The 18910-nt window shown below is 73.5% G+C and carries 16 protein-coding genes; 8 read left to right on the top strand and 8 right to left on the bottom strand.

Going from position 1 to position 18910, the window contains the following annotated elements:
* Positions 1-30 precede the first annotated feature (30 nt).
* Positions 31-3345, bottom strand: a complete 3315-nt coding sequence (gene lysX / locus OG435_RS38405; protein ID WP_266884341.1) for a bifunctional lysylphosphatidylglycerol synthetase/lysine--tRNA ligase LysX — start codon at positions 3343-3345, stop codon at positions 31-33.
* 61 nt (positions 3346-3406) lie between these two features.
* Between lysX and OG435_RS38410 the strand changes: the two genes are divergently transcribed.
* Both OG435_RS38410 and OG435_RS38415 read left to right on the top strand, forming a co-directional pair.
* Positions 3407-3868 carry a universal stress protein gene (locus tag OG435_RS38410; protein ID WP_266884343.1) on the top strand — a complete coding sequence of 154 codons (462 nt, stop codon included), beginning with the start codon at positions 3407-3409 and terminating at the stop codon, positions 3866-3868.
* Positions 3869-4035: 167 nt separating this feature from the next.
* A complete protein-coding gene (locus OG435_RS38415) occupies positions 4036-4794 on the top strand; it encodes a DUF4328 domain-containing protein (protein WP_266884344.1) in 759 nt (252 codons plus the stop codon).
* Between the two features lie 85 nt (positions 4795-4879).
* On the opposite strand, the gene OG435_RS38420 is transcribed toward OG435_RS38415, so the two are convergent.
* The gene (locus OG435_RS38420; RefSeq protein ID WP_266884346.1) at positions 4880-6094 is read right to left on the bottom strand and encodes a CapA family protein; all 1215 of its coding nucleotides are present in this window, start codon (positions 6092-6094) and stop codon (positions 4880-4882) included.
* 319 nt (positions 6095-6413) lie between these two features.
* On the opposite strand from OG435_RS38420, the gene OG435_RS38425 reads away from it, so the two are divergent.
* From OG435_RS38425 to OG435_RS38435, 3 genes are all read left to right on the top strand, one after another.
* On the top strand, positions 6414-6953 hold the full coding sequence (locus OG435_RS38425; protein WP_266884348.1) for a sigma-70 family RNA polymerase sigma factor: 540 nt from the start codon (positions 6414-6416) through the stop codon (positions 6951-6953).
* Positions 6954-7006: 53 nt separating this feature from the next.
* Complete coding sequence (locus OG435_RS38430) at positions 7007-7504, top strand: class I SAM-dependent methyltransferase (protein ID WP_266884350.1); 498 nt, start codon at positions 7007-7009, stop codon at positions 7502-7504.
* Between the two features lie 239 nt (positions 7505-7743).
* Complete coding sequence (locus OG435_RS38435; RefSeq protein WP_266886456.1) at positions 7744-8208, top strand: hypothetical protein; 465 nt, start codon at positions 7744-7746, stop codon at positions 8206-8208.
* Positions 8209-8214: 6 nt separating this feature from the next.
* On the opposite strand, the gene OG435_RS38440 is transcribed toward OG435_RS38435, so the two are convergent.
* The 5 genes from OG435_RS38440 to OG435_RS38460 form a co-directional block, all read right to left on the bottom strand.
* Positions 8215-8619, bottom strand: coding sequence for a hypothetical protein (locus OG435_RS38440; RefSeq protein ID WP_266884352.1), 405 nt, complete (start codon positions 8617-8619; stop codon positions 8215-8217).
* A 26-nt stretch (positions 8620-8645) separates the two neighbouring features.
* On the bottom strand, positions 8646-9506 hold the full coding sequence (locus OG435_RS38445; RefSeq protein ID WP_266884354.1) for an Fpg/Nei family DNA glycosylase: 861 nt from the start codon (positions 9504-9506) through the stop codon (positions 8646-8648).
* Between the two features lie 20 nt (positions 9507-9526).
* Positions 9527-10747 carry a hypothetical protein gene (locus OG435_RS38450; RefSeq protein WP_266884356.1) on the bottom strand — a complete coding sequence of 407 codons (1221 nt, stop codon included), beginning with the start codon at positions 10745-10747 and terminating at the stop codon, positions 9527-9529.
* Positions 10748-11026: 279 nt separating this feature from the next.
* A complete protein-coding gene (locus OG435_RS38455) occupies positions 11027-13090 on the bottom strand; it encodes a SpoIIE family protein phosphatase (RefSeq protein ID WP_266884358.1) in 2064 nt (687 codons plus the stop codon).
* Positions 13091-13097: 7 nt separating this feature from the next.
* Positions 13098-14366: a DUF6777 domain-containing protein gene (locus OG435_RS38460; RefSeq protein WP_266884360.1), complete on the bottom strand. Its 1269-nt coding sequence runs from the start codon at positions 14364-14366 to the stop codon at positions 13098-13100.
* A 174-nt stretch (positions 14367-14540) separates the two neighbouring features.
* Here OG435_RS38460 and OG435_RS38465 point away from each other — a divergent pair, with 174 nt between their 5' ends.
* From OG435_RS38465 to OG435_RS38475, 3 genes are read left to right on the top strand one after another with little or no spacing between them, the layout of a single operon-like run.
* A complete protein-coding gene (locus tag OG435_RS38465; protein WP_266884362.1) occupies positions 14541-15563 on the top strand; it encodes a YndJ family protein in 1023 nt (340 codons plus the stop codon).
* Positions 15560-16156: a DUF1990 family protein gene (locus tag OG435_RS38470; RefSeq protein WP_266884364.1), complete on the top strand. Its 597-nt coding sequence runs from the start codon at positions 15560-15562 to the stop codon at positions 16154-16156. Before OG435_RS38465 ends, OG435_RS38470 begins: the two co-directional genes overlap by 4 nt.
* A complete protein-coding gene (locus OG435_RS38475; RefSeq protein WP_266884366.1) occupies positions 16114-17550 on the top strand; it encodes a lipase maturation factor family protein in 1437 nt (478 codons plus the stop codon). The genes OG435_RS38470 and OG435_RS38475 overlap by 43 nt, the downstream gene beginning before the upstream one ends.
* 229 nt (positions 17551-17779) lie before the next feature.
* Here OG435_RS38475 and OG435_RS38480 read toward each other — a convergent pair whose 3' ends face one another.
* Positions 17780-18763 (bottom strand): NAD-dependent epimerase/dehydratase family protein, encoded by a 984-nt coding sequence (locus tag OG435_RS38480; RefSeq protein WP_266884368.1) that lies wholly within the window; start codon positions 18761-18763, stop codon positions 17780-17782.
* Positions 18764-18910: the final 147 nt, after the last annotated feature.

Here is an 18910-nt window from a genome sequence, read left to right on the forward strand (position 1 = left end):
CGCTCACCCGCTAGGCGTAGTCCTCGCGGGTCAGCCCCGCCGCACCAGCGGGAACGGCAGCGTCTCCCGGATCGTCAGGCCCGTGAGGAACATGACGAGCCGGTCGACTCCGATGCCCAGCCCGCCGGTCGGCGGCATCGCGTACTCCAGCGCGTCGAGGAAGTCGTTGTCGAGCTCCATCGCCTCCGGGTCGCCGCCCGCCGCCAGCAGCGACTGCGCGGTCAGCCGGCGCCGCTGCTCGACGGGGTCGGTCAGCTCCGAGTAGGCGGTGCCCAGTTCGGTGCCGAAGGCCACCAGGTCCCAGCGCTCGGCGAGCCTGGGGTCCTTGCGGTGCTGCCGGGTGAGCGGGGAGACGTCGGTCGGGAAGTCCTTGTAGAAGGTGGGCAGCTTGGTCCGTTCCTCCACGAGCCGCTCGTACATCTCCAGGACCACGTCGCCCCGGGTGTTGTCGGGCGTGTGCGGCACGGCCGCGCGGTCGCACAGCCGCCGCAGGACGTGCTCCTCGGTGTCGGCGTCGACCTCCTCGCCCAGCGCCTCGCTGATCGCCCCGTACATCGTCTTGACCGGCCAGGGTCCGGAGATGTCGTGGACGACGAGCTTTCCGTCCGGTCCGGCCTTGTGCGCGATCGGCGAGCCGAAGGCGGCCGTGGCGGCGCCCTGGATCAGCTCGCGGGTGAGGTCGAGCATCACGTCGTAGTCGGCGAAGGCCTGGTAGGCCTCCAGCATCGTGAACTCGGGGTTGTGCTTGTAGGAGACGCCCTCGTTGCGGAAGGTGCGGCCCATCTCGAAGACCTTCTCCATGCCGCCCACGCACAGCCGCTTCAGGTACAGCTCGGGCGCGATGCGCAGGTAGAGGTCGAGGTCGTAGGCGTTGATGTGGGTGCGGAACGGCCGGGCGTTGGCCCCGCCGTGGATCTGCTGGAGCATCGGGGTCTCGACCTCCAGGTAGCCCCGGTCCAGGAGCCCCTGCCGCAGGGCCTGGACGGCGCTGGAGCGGGCCCGTACGACGTCGCGCGCCTCCGGGCTGGCGACCAGGTCGAGGTAGCGCTGGCGGACCTTGGCCTCCGGGTCGGCGAGGCCCTTGCGCTTGTCGGGCAGCGGGCGCAGGCACTTGCCGGTGAGCTGCCAGGAGTCGACGACCACCGACAGTTCGCCGCTCCTGCTCGCGCCGACCTCGCCGCTCGCGACGACGTGGTCGCCGAAGTCCACCTGGGAGGTGAAGGTGTCGAGCACGGCGGCGCCCGCCTCGTCCCGGGTGAACATCAGCTGGATGTCCCCGGACCAGTCCCGCAGCACCGCGAACACCACGCCGCCGAGGTCGCGTACGACCATGACGCGGCCTGCGAGGGTGACCGGCTGGCCGGTGCGGGTGCCCGGCGGGTAGCCGGGGTGCGCGGCCTTCAGCTCGGCGACGGTGTGGGTGCGCTGCGGGATGCCGACGGGGTACGGGTCGGTGCCGGCGGCCCGGATCCGCTCCAGCTTTTCGTGCCGGACCCGGACCTGTTCGGGCTGCCGCTCGGCCCGCGCGGCCTCCCCGTCCTCCTCTCCTACGGATTCCAGCCCGAGGGATTCGATGGGCGGCAGGCCGGCGGTGGTGGCGGGTGCGGTGAGCCCGCGCGGGCGGCCGTTGCCCCACAGGGTGCGCATGCTCGGCACGGAGACGAACCCCTCGGCGATGCCGGAGGCGAGGCTGACCCGGGCGAGCGAGCCGGCGTCCTGGAAGCAGAGGAACCGCGGGTACCACTCGGGGCCGTACTTGACGTTCGAGCGGTACAGCGCCTCCAGCTGCCACCAGCGGGAGAAGAAGAGCAGCAGCTTGCGCCACACCTTGAGGACGGGACCGGCGCCGATGCGGCCGCCCTCCTCGAAGGCGGAGCGGAAGACGGCGAAGTTGAGGGAGATGCGGCGCACGCCCAGGCCCGGGGCGGCTGCGCAGAGCTCGGCGACCATGAACTCCATGACCCCGTTGGGGGCGGCCCGGTCGCGGCGCATCAGGTCGAGGGAGATGCCGTCCTTGCCCCAGGGCACGAAGGAGAGCAGGGCGATCAGCTCGCCCTTGTCGTCGAAGGCCTCGACGAGCAGGCAGTCGCCGTCGGCGGAGTCCCCGAGCCGGTCGAGGGCCATGGAGAAGCCGCGTTCGGTCTCGGTGTCGCGCCATTTGTCGGCGCGGTCCACGATCATCTGCATCTCGTCCTCGGAGAGGGCGGAGTGGCGGCGGATGACGGTGCTGGCCCCGGTGCGCTTGACCCGGTTGACGGCCTGGCGGGTGACGCGCATGTCGCGGCCGTCGAGGTCGAAGTGGGCGACGTGCAGGATGGCCTCGTCACCGAGCTGGAGCGCGCCGAGCCCGGAGCGGGCGTACGCGGTCGCCCCGTCCTCGGAGGCGCCCATGACGGCGGGCTGCCAGCCGTAGCGCCGGGCGACGGCGAGCCAGGCGTCGATGGCGGGGGTCCACGCGGCGGGGTCGCCGACGGGGTCGCCGCTGCCGAGGCAGACGCCGGCCTCGACCCGGTAGGTGACGGCGGCCTTGCCGTTGGGGGCGAACACGACGGCCTTGTCCCGCCGGGTGGCGAAGTAGCCGAGGGAGTCGTTGCGCCCGTAGGCGCCGAGCAGCGCCCGGATGCGGGGCTCCTCGTCCCCGTGCAGGGCGGCGGTCAGCCGCTGCGAGCGGAAGAGGGTCGCGGCGGCGTTCAGCAGGGCGAGGGCGCCGAAGAGGCCGAGCAGGAAGTACAGGAGCCTGGCCGGGTGGCCGTCGAACTGCCGGGCCGAGAACAGCCCGCCGAAGACCTGCCTGGCGGACCAGTCCAGCCACTGCCCCTTGGGCAGGGTTCCCGGGAACAGCGCGACCAGGCCCCAGCCGAGGAGGACGGCCGCGAGCAGGCCGAGGCCGAGCACGAGCATGGCCCGCCACAGGGCCCCCGGCCGGGAGGCGGCGTTGAACTCCTTGCGCGCGGCGATCAGGATCGCGAGGGCGGCGACCGCGACGGCCATGGAGGAGAAGCCCACCCAGTAGTCCTCGGCGGCGATGGTCAGTACGTCGACCAGGAGCAGCAGGGCCAAATAGGTGACGACGATCCACCAGGCGACCTTCTTGCGCATGCCGAGGGCGGCCGCGAGCAGGAAGAGGAACACGGCGTAGGCGAGGTTGGCGCTGACCGGCACGACGATGGCGTCGAGGAAGCGCACGACGGGCCGCAGCAGGCGGCGCAGCGCCGGGGAGAGGGCCAGCAGGGCGCAGAACAGCCCGAGCGTTCCGAAGAACGCTCCGAAGGCGTCGGGCACCCGGTTCAGGAAGCGGCTGCGGCTGCCGCGCGTCCCGCGCGTCTCCTCCACGGTGGCACTCATGGTTCGCACTGTAGGGAGGGCCGCGCCCCTTCGCGCGGTGAGCGCAGATAGCCTCGGAAGGGTGACGGAGCATGTGAGTACGGGATTCGAGCGCGGTACGGACGGTCCGAAGGTGATCCTCGCCGGGGTGGACGGTTCGCAGTCCTCGCTCCGCGCGGCCTCCTACGCGGCGGGGCTGGCCCGGCGGCAGAACGCCCTGCTGGCGCTGGTGTACGTCCAGCCGGTGATGCCGGCCGGGGCCTCGCTGGGAGCTCCGGTGGCGGAGGCCACCGGGGAGATCGCGGAGGGGCTGGTGGCCGAGATCCGGGAGTCGGCGGAGCGGCTGAAGGGCGTCTACGACGTCCGCTGGCAGTTCCACACCTTCCGCGGGGACGCGTACGCCGGGCTGGTGAGCGCGGCGGAGGAGCTGATGGCGGACGCGGTGGTGGTCGGTGCCTCGGAGCAGGCCGGGCACCGGATCGTGGGCTCGGTGGCGATCCGTCTGGTGAAGGCGGGGCGCTGGCCGGTCACCGTGGTGCCGTAGCCGCCCCTGGCCTCCGCCCCGACTCAGGGCGTTCCTTTGCCTCCGCAACCGGATCTCCGTAGACGCCGGGCACGCACGTGACTTAGGTTTGGGCAGCTCGGGCCGCCCGTCAGGCGGCCCGTTTCCATGTCGCACGTCGCAGTTGTTCCCGTGGGGGGTACTTCGCCATGTCCTTGAGCACGCCCGGCCCGTCGCCGTCGCCGCCTTCTCCCGAGCCGTATCCGCAGCCGTACCCGTATCCGTATCCGCCGGCCGCGCCCACCCCGGTGCTGGGGTCCCCCCAGGGGGCGGCGACGGCAGCGACCGCGCTGCTGTGGGTGGTGGCGGGGCTCTACCTGCTGTCGGCCGCCTTCAACGTGAACGAGTGGCTGGAGCTGGGCCGGGTGCTCGCCGACCCGGTGGGTGTCGACCACAGCGGGATGGCCTCGACCGATTACCTCCGCGCCTTCACCGGGCTCGCCCAGGACGCCGCGATGCTGGCCACGGCCATCGTCTTCCTCGTCTGGTTCCACCGGGTCCGCGGCAACGGCCAGGTGTTCCGTCCCGACGGCTTCAGCCAGTCGGCGGGCTGGGCCATCGGTGGATGGTTCGTCCCGATCGCGAACCTCTTCCTCCCGTACCGGACGGCCCGGGAGATCTGGGACGCCAGTGCGCAGAACGCGCCCGACGGGTCGTTCCGGCGGGTCCCGGGCACCCCGGTGGTGGCCTGGTGGCTGACGGTCGTCCTCGCTTGCGCCCTCTCCCAGTTCGCCGCGTGGAAGGAGCTGCTCGGGGAGACGACGGAGGCGGCCCGCGACGCCCACGGTCTCGGCGTGTTCGCGGACCTGGCCACCGTCACGGCCGCCGTGCTGGCCGTGGGATTCGTGCGCAAGCTGACCGCGATGCAGCACCGCAAGGCCCTTCAGGGCCCGAACGCCGCGGTCTGAGGAGGCCGGAGACCCCGGAGCCCGATCTCCGATCGCCGGAGCCCGACCTCCGGCGCCCGCAGCCCGGAGGCAGCTCCGGGCAGGCCTACTTCGCCTCCGTCAGCCCGTCCTTGGCCGCGCCGCGGCTGAGGACGGCCTCGGTGATCTCGTCGCGCGCCTCCTCGTATTCCCGGGCGGACTCGCGGCCGGGCGACTGGGCGAGGGCGGCCGGGAGGTTGACGACCCGGCCCGTTCCGAGGTCCATCATCTGCGGGACGAACTCGGCCTTGGTGACCTGCCAGCGCTGCCCGGAGGCGGCCGGCGGGGCGAAGGTGAAGCGGCCGATGGAGCCGTAGTTCCCGCGCATGTCGCGGGCTCCGTCGTAGTTGAACATCTCGCCGGCGACCTGGTCGCCCATGCCGTAGACGATCCAGGTCCCGTTGACCTTCTCGTACGCCTGCGGGATGTGGGCGTGCGTGCCGAGGATCATGTCCACGTCGGGGCGGCCGCCGGTCTGCGAGGCGGTCAGCGCCTTGCCGAGCGCGAGCTGCTTCTCGTCCGGCTCGGTCTGCCATTCCGTGCCCCAGTGGAGGCTGACCAGGACCACGTCGGCGCCCGCCTTCCGGGCCGCCCGGGAGTCCGCGATGATCTTCTTCTGCTCCATCAGGTTGACCGCCCAGGGCCGGCCCTCGGGCATCGGGTAGCCGTTGGTGTCGTACGTGTACGCGAGGTGCGCGACCTTCGCGGAGCCCGCGGCGTACAGGGTCACGGTGCCCGCCTCGGCCGCCGTACGGGCCGAACCCGCGTGCTTCAGACCGACCTTGTCGAAGCGGTCGAGGGTGCGCTTCAGCCCGTCCGCGCCCGCGTCGAGGGTGTGGTTCGAGGCGGTGGAACAGCCGTCGTACCCGGCGTCCTTGAGGCCGTCGGCGACCTCGGGCGGGGACTGGAAGGCGGGGTAGCCGGTGAACGGGCCGCCCTCCGGACCGTAGATGGTCTCCATGTGGCAGAGGGCCAGGTCGGCCGCCGAGACGATCGGCTTGACCGCGGAGAACATCGGCCGGAAGTCGTGGCCGTCGCCGTCCGCGTCGGAGGCGGCCCGCCGGATGACCGACTCGTGGGGCAGTACGTCGCCGCTCGCGACCAGGGTGAACCCCTTCCCGGCGGGGGCCGTGGTCGAGCCGGGAGCGCCGGAGGGTGCCGGGGCGGTCCGGGAGCCGCCGAGACGGGCCGACGCGGAGTCCCCGCCGGCGGAGCAGCCGGCTACGGCCGACAGCGCCACGACGGTCAGGAGTGCGAGGGCGTGGCGGGTGCGCGCGGTCATCTGTCCCGGCTCTCCTTGGTTAGTACGACTACCTGATCTTCCGTCAATCCATAGAAAGAGACGCCTGAAGTCAAGGAACGGCTCCGCCGGCCGGCCGCGCACTCACCCCAATGGCCGTTCGGCGCGCCGTTCGACCGTTCACCGCCCCGCGCGGCCGCCCACCGGATGACCCGGGTGCTTGGGCGCACCGTCCGGACGGGACGGTTCCCGGGCGGCCCGGTGCAGGTCAGGGTGGATCCGTCGACCCCGACCGACGCCCGACCGGACGCCCGACCGGACGCCGGACCGACCCCGCACCGACCCCCGGAAGGAGCCCCCCGTGCCCCTCGCCCCCGCCCTGCTACGCACCGACCCCGAGGCACTGGCCGAACTCCAGCGCGAACACGGAAGGGCTCTGTTCGGTTTCCTGCTGGGCCTCACGGCCGGGGACGCCCAGCGCGCGGAGGACCTCGTCCAGGAGACCCTGCTGCGGCTCTGGCAGCATCCCGAGGTCCTGGGCAGCGCCTACGAGTCCCTGCGGCCCTGGCTGTTCACGGTGGCCCGGCGGCTCGCCATCGACGCCCGGCGGGCCCGCCTGTCCAGACCCCTGGAGGTGGACCCGGAGGGACTGGACCAGGCGCCCGCGCCGGGGGACGCGGTGGCGGGCTCGGTGACGGCCATAGACGTGCGGCGGGCCGTGGGCTCCCTGGGGCCGGAGCACCGGGACGTCTTGGTGCAGGTCTACTTCCAGGACCGCTCGGTGGCCGAGGCCGCGGCCGAGCTGGGCATTCCGGCGGGAACGGTCAAGTCCCGGACGTACTACGCCCTGCGCGCCCTGCGCAAGGACCTCCAGGGCTACGGGTACGGACTCGGCGCCTGAGGACGGGCCGGTGTCCGCCGGGCGTTGTCAGTGCCGGCTGAGAGGCTAGGGGGATGCCCGACTCCACGAACACCGCTGCCATCACCGCCTATTGGGACACCGCCGCTCCCCGGTTCGACGAGGATCCGGACCACGGCCTGCGGGCCCCGGAAACCCGCGCCGCGTGGGCGGACCTCCTCGGCTCCTGGCTGCCGGCCGGACCGCTCGACGTCCTCGACGTGGGCTGCGGCACCGGGTCCCTGTCCCTGCTGGCCGCCGAGGCCGGGCACCGGGTCACGGGCGTGGACCTCTCCCCGCGGATGGCCGGGCACGCCCGGGCGAAGCTGGCCGCCGCCGGCCTGCCCGGCCGATTCCTGGTCGGCGACGCCGCCGCACCGCCCACGGGCGACCAGCGGTTCGACGTCCTCCTCTCCCGCCACCTGGTGTGGACCCTGCCCGCCGCCGTAAGGCCGCTCGTGACCGACCTGCGCGTCGAGCCCCTCGGGGGAAACCCGGCACTATGGGGACGGGCGGTGACCGACGAACGCTACGCCGTGATCGCCACGGTCTGACCGTCCCGGCCGGGGCGCGGCGAACGCGTCAAACATTGGCCTGAACGCCCGCGAACCGGACACGAACCGCATCGAAACCGGCACCGGAACGTTCAAGTTGAGTAAACAACCCCCGCTCCGCGAGCCGCGCAAGGAAGGCTCGGCGCTGACGGCGGGAAGACGCGACGCATGCGGGAGAAGGTGGAACGGTGCAGCCCGAGGGTACGAACGGCACCAGTGACGGTGGGCTCGCGGTGCCCATGGCGTGGCTCTACGCGGAGTACATCGCCGACGAACTGCTGCGCACGGGCCGGCTGATCCCGGTCAGCACCCTGGAGTTCCGCGCCGGACGCGACACGCTCGCGCTGACCATCTACCTCTCGGACGCCGCCGGCGAACTCTCCGGGATCCGGGTCGTCTCGCAGCTCGACGAATGGATGTCCCTGACGGCGTACGGTCACCCCTGGCGCGACTGGGTCCACACCCGGTTCCTCGCACTGGGCGAGGAGGCCCGCGAGCGCGGCCGGGGCGAGGACGCCGATCTGGAACTGGCCCGGGCGGCCTGGCGCTGGCTGGACCACACCGAGCTGTTCGCCACCAACCTGGACCCGGGACGCCACGGCCACGCCGACACCCCGCCGGGCCTGGACGAGAACGCCCGGGTCTGGACTCCGGCTTGGCAACTCGGCCTGCCGCTCGGCCACTTGGCGATGCACCTGTTCTGAGCCCCGCTACTCCGGCCGCCACGGCCCCGGCGGCTCCGTCGGGTCGGTGACCAGCCCGGTGAAGTCGGCCTCGTTGCGCTCGGCCCGGATCACGTACGCGCGGGCCACGCACCACAGCACCGGGTACACCAGCACCCCGAGCACGATCCAGACCAGCGGGCCCGACGCGACCCGCGGGAGCAGGAACAGCAGCGGGAGCAGGCCCACCAGGAGGACGAGCGCGGCCAGGGCGACGAGTCCGGCGCGCAGCTGGCTGCGCATGAGGGCCCGTACGTAGGTGGCGCCCAGGGTGGTCTGCTCGGAGATCTCGGACCGGGCCGGCGTGTGCGCGGGGGCCCTCCTGCGGCTGCCGCGCGGGACCCCGGTGACGACCTCCCGCCGGGGCGGCTGCGGCTGCTGCTCCTCGGCCATGGGCCGGAGTCTAACCGGAGCCGGGCCTACTTCAGCAGCTTCGACAGCCTGCGGTCGGCGAGCGGCTTCCCGCCGGTCTGGCAGGTGGGGCAGTACTGGAGCGAGGAGTCGGCGAAGGAGACCGAGCGGACGGTGTCCCCGCACACCGGGCAGGGCTCGCCCGCGCGGCCGTGGACCCGCATCCCGCTCCTCTTCTCGGCCTTGAGCCGTCCGGCGGCCACCCCGTGCGCCCGCTCGACGGCGCTGCGCAGGGTCTCCTCGACGGCCGCGTACAACTGGTCGACCTGCGCCTCGTCGAAGGAGGCGGCCAGTTTGAAGGGCGAGACCTTGGCCTGGTGGAGGATCTCGTCGCTGTAGGCGTTGCCGATTCCCGCGATGACGCTCTGGTCGCGCAACACGCCCTTGATCTGGCGCCGTTCCCCGGCAAGCAGCGCGCCGAAGGCCTCCCGGTCGAAGTCCTCGGCGAGCGGGTCCGGGCCCAGGCGGGCGATGCCGGGAACCTCCTGCGGATCGCGGACCACGTACACGGCGAGCCGCTTCTGGGTTCCGGCCTCGGTGAGGTCGAAGCCGCCGCCGCCCTCCAGGACGAGGCGCAGCGCGAGCGGCCCCTTGCCGGGGCGCGGCGGCCGGTCGGGCATGCTGTCGATCCAGCGCAGCCAGCCGGCCCGGGCGAGGTGGGTGACGAGGTGCAGTTCCCCGATGCGCAGGGCGAGGAACTTGCCGTACCGGGCCGTGGTCCCGGCCCGCTGCCCTTCGAGTGCGCTCAGCGGTGGGTCGTAGGTCTTGAGCACGCTCACGGCGAGCGGGAGGACGCGCTCGACCACCCGCCCGGTCAGGTGCTCATCGAGGAACTCCCTCAGGGCCTCGACTTCGGGCAGCTCGGGCATGTCCCCAGCCTGCCGTGGCCTCAGGCGAAGCGCGAGCTGGGCACCGGGCCCGGGGAGCCGATCCGGTCCCGGGGGCCGGTCAGCCAGCCGGGTGCGAGGGCCGCGGCGTAGGCCCGGAAGGCCTCGTCGCCATCGGGCGGGGTCGCCCCGTCCCCCTCGTCCGGGGTCGGGTCGGCGGCCGCGATGTCGCGCGCGATCTCCGCCTCGGCACGGACGTCGTCCTTCCACGGCTCCGTGACGAACTGCGCCTGCAGCGCGCTGAAGTCCGCGCTGACCTGCGGCGGACTGGTCCACCGCGTGGCGTGCTCGTACAGGATCTGCCCGTCGGCGCGCTCCCCGAGCCCGGGGTCCGCGTCGCCGAGGTCGTACGCGACGACGACGGTGTCGGTCCGGCCGGGCTCGTACGGTACGGCGGGCAGCGCGAGTACGGTCGCGGCGGCGAGGCCCAGGATCCGGTCGGAGCGGCCGGGCAGCAGCGAGACCGTGGCGGGGCGGTGCCCGGTGGCGTCCAGGGCCGTGGCGAGGCGGGCGAGGCCGAGGCGGCAGGTCTCGTGACTGTCGCCGAGGAAGGCGTACCGGCCGGTCATGCCGGCGTCGTAGCCGTACGGGGAGAGGGTGCCGAGCAGGGTCCCGGTGAGCGCGAACTGCCAGCCGCGCAGGTCCGTGGAGTCCAGCGGTCCGGCGGAGGCGGCGAGTTCGGCGCGCGCGAGCATCCGGCGCTGGCGGGCGTGGGCCCAGCTCCAGGTGTCGTCCTCGGGGGCGGGCAGCCGGCCGGCGGCGGCGCGGGCGCCGGGCAGGTCCCCGGCGAGGAGGGTGTGGTGGACGAGCAGGTACCTCTCGGGCCACGCGGGGAGCCGGTCTCCGCGGGCGGCGAGCAGAGCCGCGGCCTCGGCGTGCCGATTCTCGTCCTCCAGGGCGGAGACGAGCTCGGTGAGCAGCGGGCGCGCGTCCGGCACCAGCGCGAGCGCGGCACGCAGTGGGGCGATGCCGAGGAAGGCGATGCCGTGTTCGACGCAGCCGTAGCCGAGGTCGTAGAGGGCCTGGGGGTCGTCCGGCCGTTTGGCGGCGGTCTTGGCCGCCTTGGCCAGGTCCTTGAAACCGGCCGCATCGGCCAGCGCCCTGACCGCCCGTGCGAGTGCGGTGAGGGGGAGGGTCTCGGCGCGCGGGCGCAGCGACCGTACGGCGCCGGGCAGATCGCCGGATTTCAGCAGGGTGCGGACCTCGTCCAGGGTGTCAGTCATCGCCACCGATCATCGACGCGTCCCCGGCGGCCCCGCAACGGACTTTCGGCCCGGCCGGTGCGCCGGAGGACCCGGCCGGTGCGCCGGGAGGCCGTTCCTGGCCCGGTTCGTCACGGTTCCCGGCCCGGCTCGCGGCACGGTTCCCGGCCCGGTGCGGTTCCCGGTTCCCGGCCCGGCTCGCGTCACGGATCCGGCCCGGTGCGGTTCCCGGCCCGGTGCGGGTCACGCCCGGTGCGGGTCACGCCCGGTGCGGGTCACGCTCCGGGGCACGGTGCGGGCTCACGGCATGGCGAACTCGCACCACACGCATTTGCCGCTCCCCCGCGATTCCACGCCCCAGACGTCGGCCAGCCGGTCCACCAGCATCAGGCCGCGTCCGGAGACCCCGGAGTCGCCCGCCTCCCGGCGGCGCGGCAGGGCGCTGGAACGGTCCTCGACCTCCACGCGGAGCCGGCGTTCGGGGCCGGCCAGGACCCGCAGGGTCACGATGGCGGGGCCGTCCGTGTGCATGAGGGCATTGACGATGAGCTCGTCGGCGATCAGCTCGATCTCGTCCGCCCGGTCCCGCGCTCCCCACGCCCGCACCGCCGCGCCGATCATGTGGCGGGCCGATACGAGGGCTTCCGGGTCGCCGGGGGCCACGTGCTGCTGGAGGCGGCGGCCGGCCTGCTGGATCTCCTCGGCGTCGCGGCGGAGCAGCAGCAGCGCCATGTCGTCGTCGCCGCCCCGGTCGTCCACGACCTCACACAGCCGGTCGGCGAGCAGGGCCAGGTCCGCCGGTCCGGCGCGCACGAGGGAGGCGAGGAGCCGGATGCCGTCGTCGAGGTCGGCCCCGGGCTCTTCGACCAGGCCGTCCGTGCACAGCAGAAGCGTTTCCCCGGGTCCCAGTTCGACCGTGGTCACCGGATACTCCAGCAGCCCGAACTCCGCCGACAGCCCCAGCGGCATCCCGCCCTCCAGGGCGAGGCGCTCGCAACCCCCGTCACGGGTGCGCAGCAGGGGGTCGATGTGGCCCGCCCGGACCAGTTGCAGCACCCCGGTCGAGAGGTCGGCCTCGGCGTACGTGCAGGTGGCGAAGCGGTCGGTGTCCAGCTCGTGCAGGAAGACGGAGGCCCGGGCCATGACGGTGGCGGGCGAGTGCCCTTCGGCGGCGTAGGCGCGCAGCACGATCCGCAGCTGGCCCATGACCGCCGCGGCGTGGGTGTCGTGGCCCTGGACGTCGCCGATGACCGCGCCGACCCGGCCGCCGGGCAGCGGGATGACGTCGTACCAGTCGCCGCCGATGTCCTGGCCCATCTTGGCCGAGCGGTACCGTACGGCGATCTCGGCGCCCGGCACCGAGGGGATCCGGCGCGGCAGCATCGCCTGCTGGAGCCCCTCCGCCAGATCGTGCTCCTGCTCCAGCAGCATCGCCCGCTGGAGGCTCTGCGCGATGCTGCTGCCGAGCGCGACGAGGAGGTTGCGCTCGTCCGGGGTGAAACCGTCCTTGTCCTGGTAGAGCAGGCCGATCGCGCCGATCGGGCGGGCCTGGGCGATCAGCGGCAGGTAGGCGGCCGCCGAGATGTGCATGGAGGAGATCTTGGCCCAGAGCCCGGGATACCCGGCGGCGAACTCGGCCGCGGAGTCCAGGAAGCGGGGCTGGAGCGAGCGGACCACCTCGCTCATCGGGTACTGCTCGTCGATGCGGGTGTAGCGGGTGCCGGGGACGAAGCTGCCCGCCGGACCCTCGGCGACGAGGTGGATCCGGCCCGCCTCGACCAGTCCCATCACCATGCCCATGGACCCGAGCCGCTCCATGCCGTGTGCGTCGCCGAGCACGTCGATGACGTCCTGGACGGTACGGGCGTGCGCGAGCGCGGCGGTGGTGGACTCGACCACGGACGTCTGGCGGCGCCGCTCCTCGTCCAGCCCGAGGCGTTCCGCCGAGTGGCTGAGCTCCTCGGTGGCGTCGCGGACGATGCCGATGATCCGGTACGGGCGGCCTTCCGGGCCGCGCATGACCCGGCCCTGGGTGTGCGTCCAGCGCAGGGTGCCGTCGTGGCAGCGGATGCGGAAGTAGGCGCCGTAGCTGTCCACCCCGCTCTTGAGGGCGGAGGAGACCAGTGCGTCGAGCCGGGCGCCCTCGGCGGGCGGGACGCGCGGCGAGAGGGAACCCGGCCTGCCGTCGTACTCCTCGGCCGTGGTGTCGAAGACCTCCAGGGCGGCCGAGTCCATGTGCATGAGACCGGTGACCAGGTCCCAGTCGAAACTGCCCATGCGGTTCAGCGAGAGCGACCGGTCCGGATGTGCGGGCCAGTCCTCCGGCAGCGATACGGCGGTCGGCACCGGTCCACCATGACACACGGGCCGGTCAGGCGCTCTCCAGGTACTGGCCGTCGTACGGGGCCGAGGGCTGCTGCTCGGGGACGGAGTAGGGGTCGGCGTACGGGTCCGCGTACGGGTCCGCGTACGGATCGGCGTACTCCTCGCTCGGCAGCGGCGCCCCGTCGGGGCCCACCAGCGTCCCGGGGTCGCTGGGGAGCTGCCCGGGCAGGTCGGAGGGGATGTCGGTGGCGGGCGGCGGGCCCGTGGGCACGCCGGACGAGGGCTGGTCGGGCGCCGTCGGGGTGTTCGGGCCGGCCGGGTCGCCGGGGGCGCTGGGTGCCGTCTGCGGGGAGCTCGGCGGGCAGTCGGGCAGGCTCGGGGCGGGGCTGGCGCCGGGGCTCGGCGGGCCGGTGGGCGGCGGCTCGGTGCGGGCCAGGCTGTTGCTCTCCGGGGTCCGGCACGGTTCCGGAGAGGTGCCGGGCGGGGTCGCGGGCCCGCCGGGGATCCCGTCCGCCGGATCGTACGGGGGCGGCGTCTTGGGGGTGCGGTCCTGGGCTCCGTCGTCACCGATGGTGCGCTCGATCCAGGTGTTGTCGGCGACGTTGACGATGACCAGGTTGTTGATCACCTGCATGGTCGGCTCGATGACCACGACCTGGGCGGGCTGGTAGCCGCCCCAGGGCTCCCCCTTGAGCACCGGTGCGCCCTTGGCGGCGCGCGGGGCGAGCAGCGGGTTCCCGCAGGCGCAGCGGACGCGGGGCATTCCGTGAGCGTCCACGAGGACGGCGGTGCCGGCCTGGAGGACGGACTGGAAGGCGTTGGGCTTCCCGCCGACGAAGCCGTGGTTGGTCATCCGGGTGTCGGCGCGCAGCACGACCGGGGTGAGGCCGCGCAGGAAGTCGGGGATCTGCCCCTGCTCCACCTGGGAGGCCTCGGCGAAGGCGCGGGCCTTGGCGTCGTCGGAGGTCAGGGACTCGACCTGCGCCTCCACGTCGCAGCTGCCGAGGCGCTGGGTTCCGCCGTACAGGCCGGGGGTGGCCGCGTTGACGGTACGGATACCCTGGCCGGTCGCGTTGGGCAGCGGGGGCTGGACGGGGGCCGATTCGCCGGTGGCGGAGGAGGTGGTGAAGGGGTCCGGGCCGGCCGAGGCCACGGGTTGGAGGTGGACGTCCTGGCTCTCGGCGGCGGGGCCCTTGGTCCGTCCCTCGTCGGCGGAGGCACCGCAGGCCGCGGCGAGGAGTCCGAGGACGGTGAAGAGGGCCGCAAGGGCCGGTGCGTGACGACGCGGCGCCTGACGAGGTGTCGGTGCGTACACGTTACATCTCCCTTTTCGCCCCGGTTGCTCCCTCTTGTCTGCCGTATGTACGGGGTGGCCGCAACCGGAGATCACGGATCCGACGCTCTCTTGAACATGTTCAAGAGAGCGCCTAGGCTCACGACCGTGAGTTGAACGCGTTCAACGCGTTCGTTCCGAGGAGGGGGATCCGCGGTGACCGTGCTGGTGAATCTGATCGTCGCGCTGGGCATGCTCTACGTCGTCCCGGCGGGTCTGCGCCTGATCGATCCGGTCCGGTTCGGGCGGACGGCCCGGCTCTGGCCGCTGTTCGCGGCCCCCGGAGCGGTCTGCCTGTGGCTGCCCCGGGGAGCCCCGGCCACGGCACTCGCCGCGCTCTACGCGGCGGCGACCCTGGCCCTGGCGGTGCGGGCCCCGGTGCCGGCGGTACGGGCCTTGGTCCCGGCTGTACGGGGTCCGGGTTGGGCGGTACGGGCGGCCACGCCCGGACGGGGCACCGGTCCGGGACCTGGACCCGGACTCGGGCCTGGCCCCGGACCCGGGCCCGGACCCGCCGAAGTGGCCGTGCTCACCGCGCTGGTGGCGCCCTCGGTCGCCGGGACCGCCCTGGTCGCCGAACGCGCCGGACACCGGCTCTTCGGCTTCGACCTCGACATCCTGGCCCTGACCGTGCCGCACTTCCACTTCGCCGGTTTCACCGCGGCCCTGGTCGCCGGCCTGGTGTGCCGGGCCTCCGCCGCCGGAGCCCTCGCGCGCTGGGCGGCGTACAGCGTCCCGGCCGGGACCGGGCTCGTGCTCCTCGGCTACTTCATCGACGACTGGGCCGAGCTGGTGGGCGCGGTGACGCTGACCGGCGGCATGTGGGCGGTGGCCCTGCTGACCTGGCGGGACGTCCGTCCCGGGGCCCGCGGTCGGGACCGGATCACCGGCGCGCTGCTCGCGTGCTCGGCGGTCGTTCTGGTGGCCACCATGCTGCTCGCCCTGTGGTGGGCCCTCGGCGAGGCCACCGGGATCGTGCACCCCACCCTGACCTGGATGGCCGCGACCCACGGCCTCGGCAACGCCCTCGGCTTCGGCCTGTGCTCGCTGCTGGCCTGGCGCCGCCTGACCACATCGGCCGCTCGGCCCGCACCCGCACCCTCACCCACGCCTGCACCCGCACCTACACCCGCATCCGCGCCCGCCGCCCTGCCCGACCGAACGGAGATCCCGGCGTGACCCGCCTCATCAGCGAAGCCCGCAGCACCTTCAACTACCCCGAGCGGGGCGCCACGGCCCGGCGGCCACTGCCCGCCGGGTACCACTTCACCCACCACCGCACCCGGGTCGGACACGGGCAGGCAGCGCTGGACGCCGCCGGGGCCGCCGTCACCACCTTCCGCGCACACCGCGCCTCGGGCATGCTCGTCGCGGCCGGAGCGTTCCCCGTCCGGCCCGGTGACCGGGTCGTGGTCGGGATCGGGATCGGCCCGGTGCGGATCGACGCCCCGTGCGAGGTGATCTGGACCGCGTACGAGCCCCGGCGGACCGGTTTCGCGTACGGGACGCTGAGCGGGCATCCCGAGTGCGGCGAGGAGTCCTTCGTGGTGGACATGGAGGCCGACGGCTCGGTGTGGTTCGAGGTGAACGCCTTCAGCCGCCCGGCGAGCTGGTACACCCGCCTGGCGGGCCCGGTCGTCCCCTTCCTCCAGCAGGCCTACGCCCGCCGTCTCGGCCGGTACGTCCGGCAGCTGGCGACCGGTGACCGGCCGGCCGGATACTGGAGGCGATGGACTGGTTCACGGCGCCCGGATACTGGCTGGGACGGCTGATCTTCCAGCGGGCCCTGGCCGGTGTCTACCTCGTCGCCTTCGCCGGGGCCGCCCTGCAGTTCCGGGCACTGATCGGGGCGCACGGCATGCTGCCCGTGCCGCACCACCTGCGGTACGTGCCCTTCCGCCGCGCCCCGAGCCTGTTCCACCTGCACTACTCCGACCGGTTCTTCGCCGCCTGCGCCTGGACCGGCGCGGCCCTGGCGGCGGCGCTGGCCGCGGGGGCGGGGGACGCGGTGCCCCTGGGCGCGGCCATGGCGATGTGGGCGCTGCTGTGGCTGCTGTACCTGTCGATCGTGAACGTGGGGCAGACCTGGTACTCCTTCGGCTGGGAGTCGCTGCTGCTGGAGGTCGGCTTCCTGGCCGTGTTCCTCGGCAACGCGCGGGCGGGGCCGCCGGTGCTGGTGCTGTGGCTGCTGCGCTGGGTGGTCTTCCGGGTGGAGTTCGGCGCGGGGCTCATCAAGATGCGCGGCGACCCCTGCTGGCGCCGGCTCACCTGCCTGTACTTCCATCACGAGACGCAGCCGATGCCCGGCCCGCTGAGCTGGTTCTTCCACCATCTGCCGAAGCCGCTGCACCGGGTGGAGTGCGCCGCCAACCACGTGACCCAACTGGTCGTGCCCGTCCTGCTGTTCACTCCGCAGCCGGTGGCCTCGTACGCCGCCGCGGTCATCGTGGCGACCCAGCTGTGGCTGGTGGTGTCGGGGAACTTCGCCTGGCTGAACTGGATCACGATCACGGCGGCCCTGCCGGCCTTCGACTTCAGCGCACTGGCGGGCGACCCGCCGCCGGCCGCCTCCCGGCAGGGGCCGCTCTGGTACGTGGTGCTGGTGTGCGGGGTGACCGCGCTGGTGCTCGTGCTGAGCCGGCATCCGGTGGCCAACATGATCTCGCGCGGCCAGGTCATGAACCGGTCCTTCGACCCCCTCCATCTGGTGAACACCTACGGGGCGTTCGGCACGGTGGGCCGGATCCGCGAGGAGGTGGTGGTCGAGGGCACCGCGGACCTGCGGCCCCGGGAGGACGGCGCGTGGCGGGAGTACGGCTTCCGGGGCAAGCCGGGTGACGTGCGCCGGATCCCGCGCCAGTTCGCCCCGTACCACCTGCGCCTCGACTGGCTCATGTGGTTCGCGGCGCTCTCCCCCGGCTACGCCCGCGACTGGTTCGGCCCGTTCGTGGAGCGCCTCCTGGCGGGCGACCGGGACACCCTGAAACTGCTCCGCCACAATCCCTTCCCGGACGCGCCGCCCCACTACGTCCGCGCACGGCTGTACCGCTACCGGTTCACGACGTGGCGGGAGCTGCGCGAGACGGGCGCGTGGTGGCACCGCACCTTCGTACGGGAATACCTGCCACCGACACGGCTGGAGGACGCCGTCGGTCGCGTCCGCTAGGAGCGGACGCTCCAGACCTTGGCCTCCAACCGCGACGCGGTGGGTGGCGGCGGGTCGTCCGGGGACGCTGCGGACGCGGACGGGGCGGACGCCGATGGAGCGGGCACAGGCGGACCGGACCCGGGCGAATTCTTGCCGGACCGGCCGGATCGCGCCGGGGCGCCGGGACAACAGGCCGAGGAGAAGCACCCGTTGCCCGAGCGGCCGGCTCGTCCGGGGTGTGGGCCGGTCAGAGTCCCAGGAGGGCCGCCTCCTGTTCCGCGCTCATGCCCGGCGAGGGCCGGTCGGGGCGCTGCGGGGCGGCTCCGCCCAGCTCCTGGAGCCAGGTCCAGGTGTCGGCCACGGTCTCCTCGACCGGGCGGCACTTCAGGCCCGCCGCGAGCGCCTTCGTGACGTCCGCGCCGTACATGTGGTCGTGCATCTCGCCCTCGGGCATCCAGGCCGGCAGTTCCGTCCAGGCCTTTACGCCCACCTCCTCGATCCGGGCCGGATCGGTCCAGCGGAGCTCGGCGGCGCCTCCGGTCACCTTCGCGCACGCTTCCAGGAAGCTGCCCATCGTGGCGTGGCCGGTCGGGGATACCAGGTTGTAGGGGCCGCCGTGCCCGGCCTCGGCGGCGTCGAGGGTCCACTGCGCGAGGTCGCGCACGTCCACGTACTGGAGCGGGAGGTCACGCGGCCCTGGGGCGGGCAGCGGGCCGCCGCGTGCCGTGCGGTTCAGCCACCAGGGCAGCCGGCCGACGTTCTCGTACGGGCCGAGGATGAGCCCGGCGCGGACCAGCAGGGCACGGTCGCCGAAGGCGTCCACGGCCGCGATCTCGGCGCCGCGCTTGTCCTCGGCGTAGGCGACGGAGTCCGCGTCGGGCGAGCCGTCGACGAGCGGGCCGTCCTCCTTCAGCCCCGCCGCGGCGGGGTAGGTGTGCACCGAGCGGCTGGATATGTACACGTACCGTCCGACCCGGTCGGCCAGCAGGCGGGCGCTGTCGCGCACGGCCGTGGGGGCGCCGCCCCAGGTGTCGACGACGAGGTCCCAGTGCCCTTCGGTGAGGGCGTCCAGGCCTCCGGGGGCGGTGCGGTCCCCGTGCAGGGCCGTGGTGCCCGGCGGGGGCGCGTGGTGCCCGCGGTGGAAGACGGTGACGTCCCATCCGCGGCTCAGGGCGTCTTCGGTGATCGCGCGCCCGACGAACTCGGTCCCACCCAGCATCAGTAGCTTCATGCGGGTCAGCCTGCCCGCGCCCCGGGGTGCGCGGAACCCTTGATCGCCCACAGCGATGACGCCCACGGCGTACCGGCAGCGGGAACTTCCGGGCGCCGTCGCGCATGGAACGCCGTCGGGAAAAGCCGCCGCCCGCCGTCCCGGGGC

The organism is Streptomyces sp. NBC_01264 (assembly GCF_026340675.1).
In the GTDB taxonomy this organism is placed as follows: Bacteria; Actinomycetota; Actinomycetes; order Streptomycetales; family Streptomycetaceae; genus Streptomyces.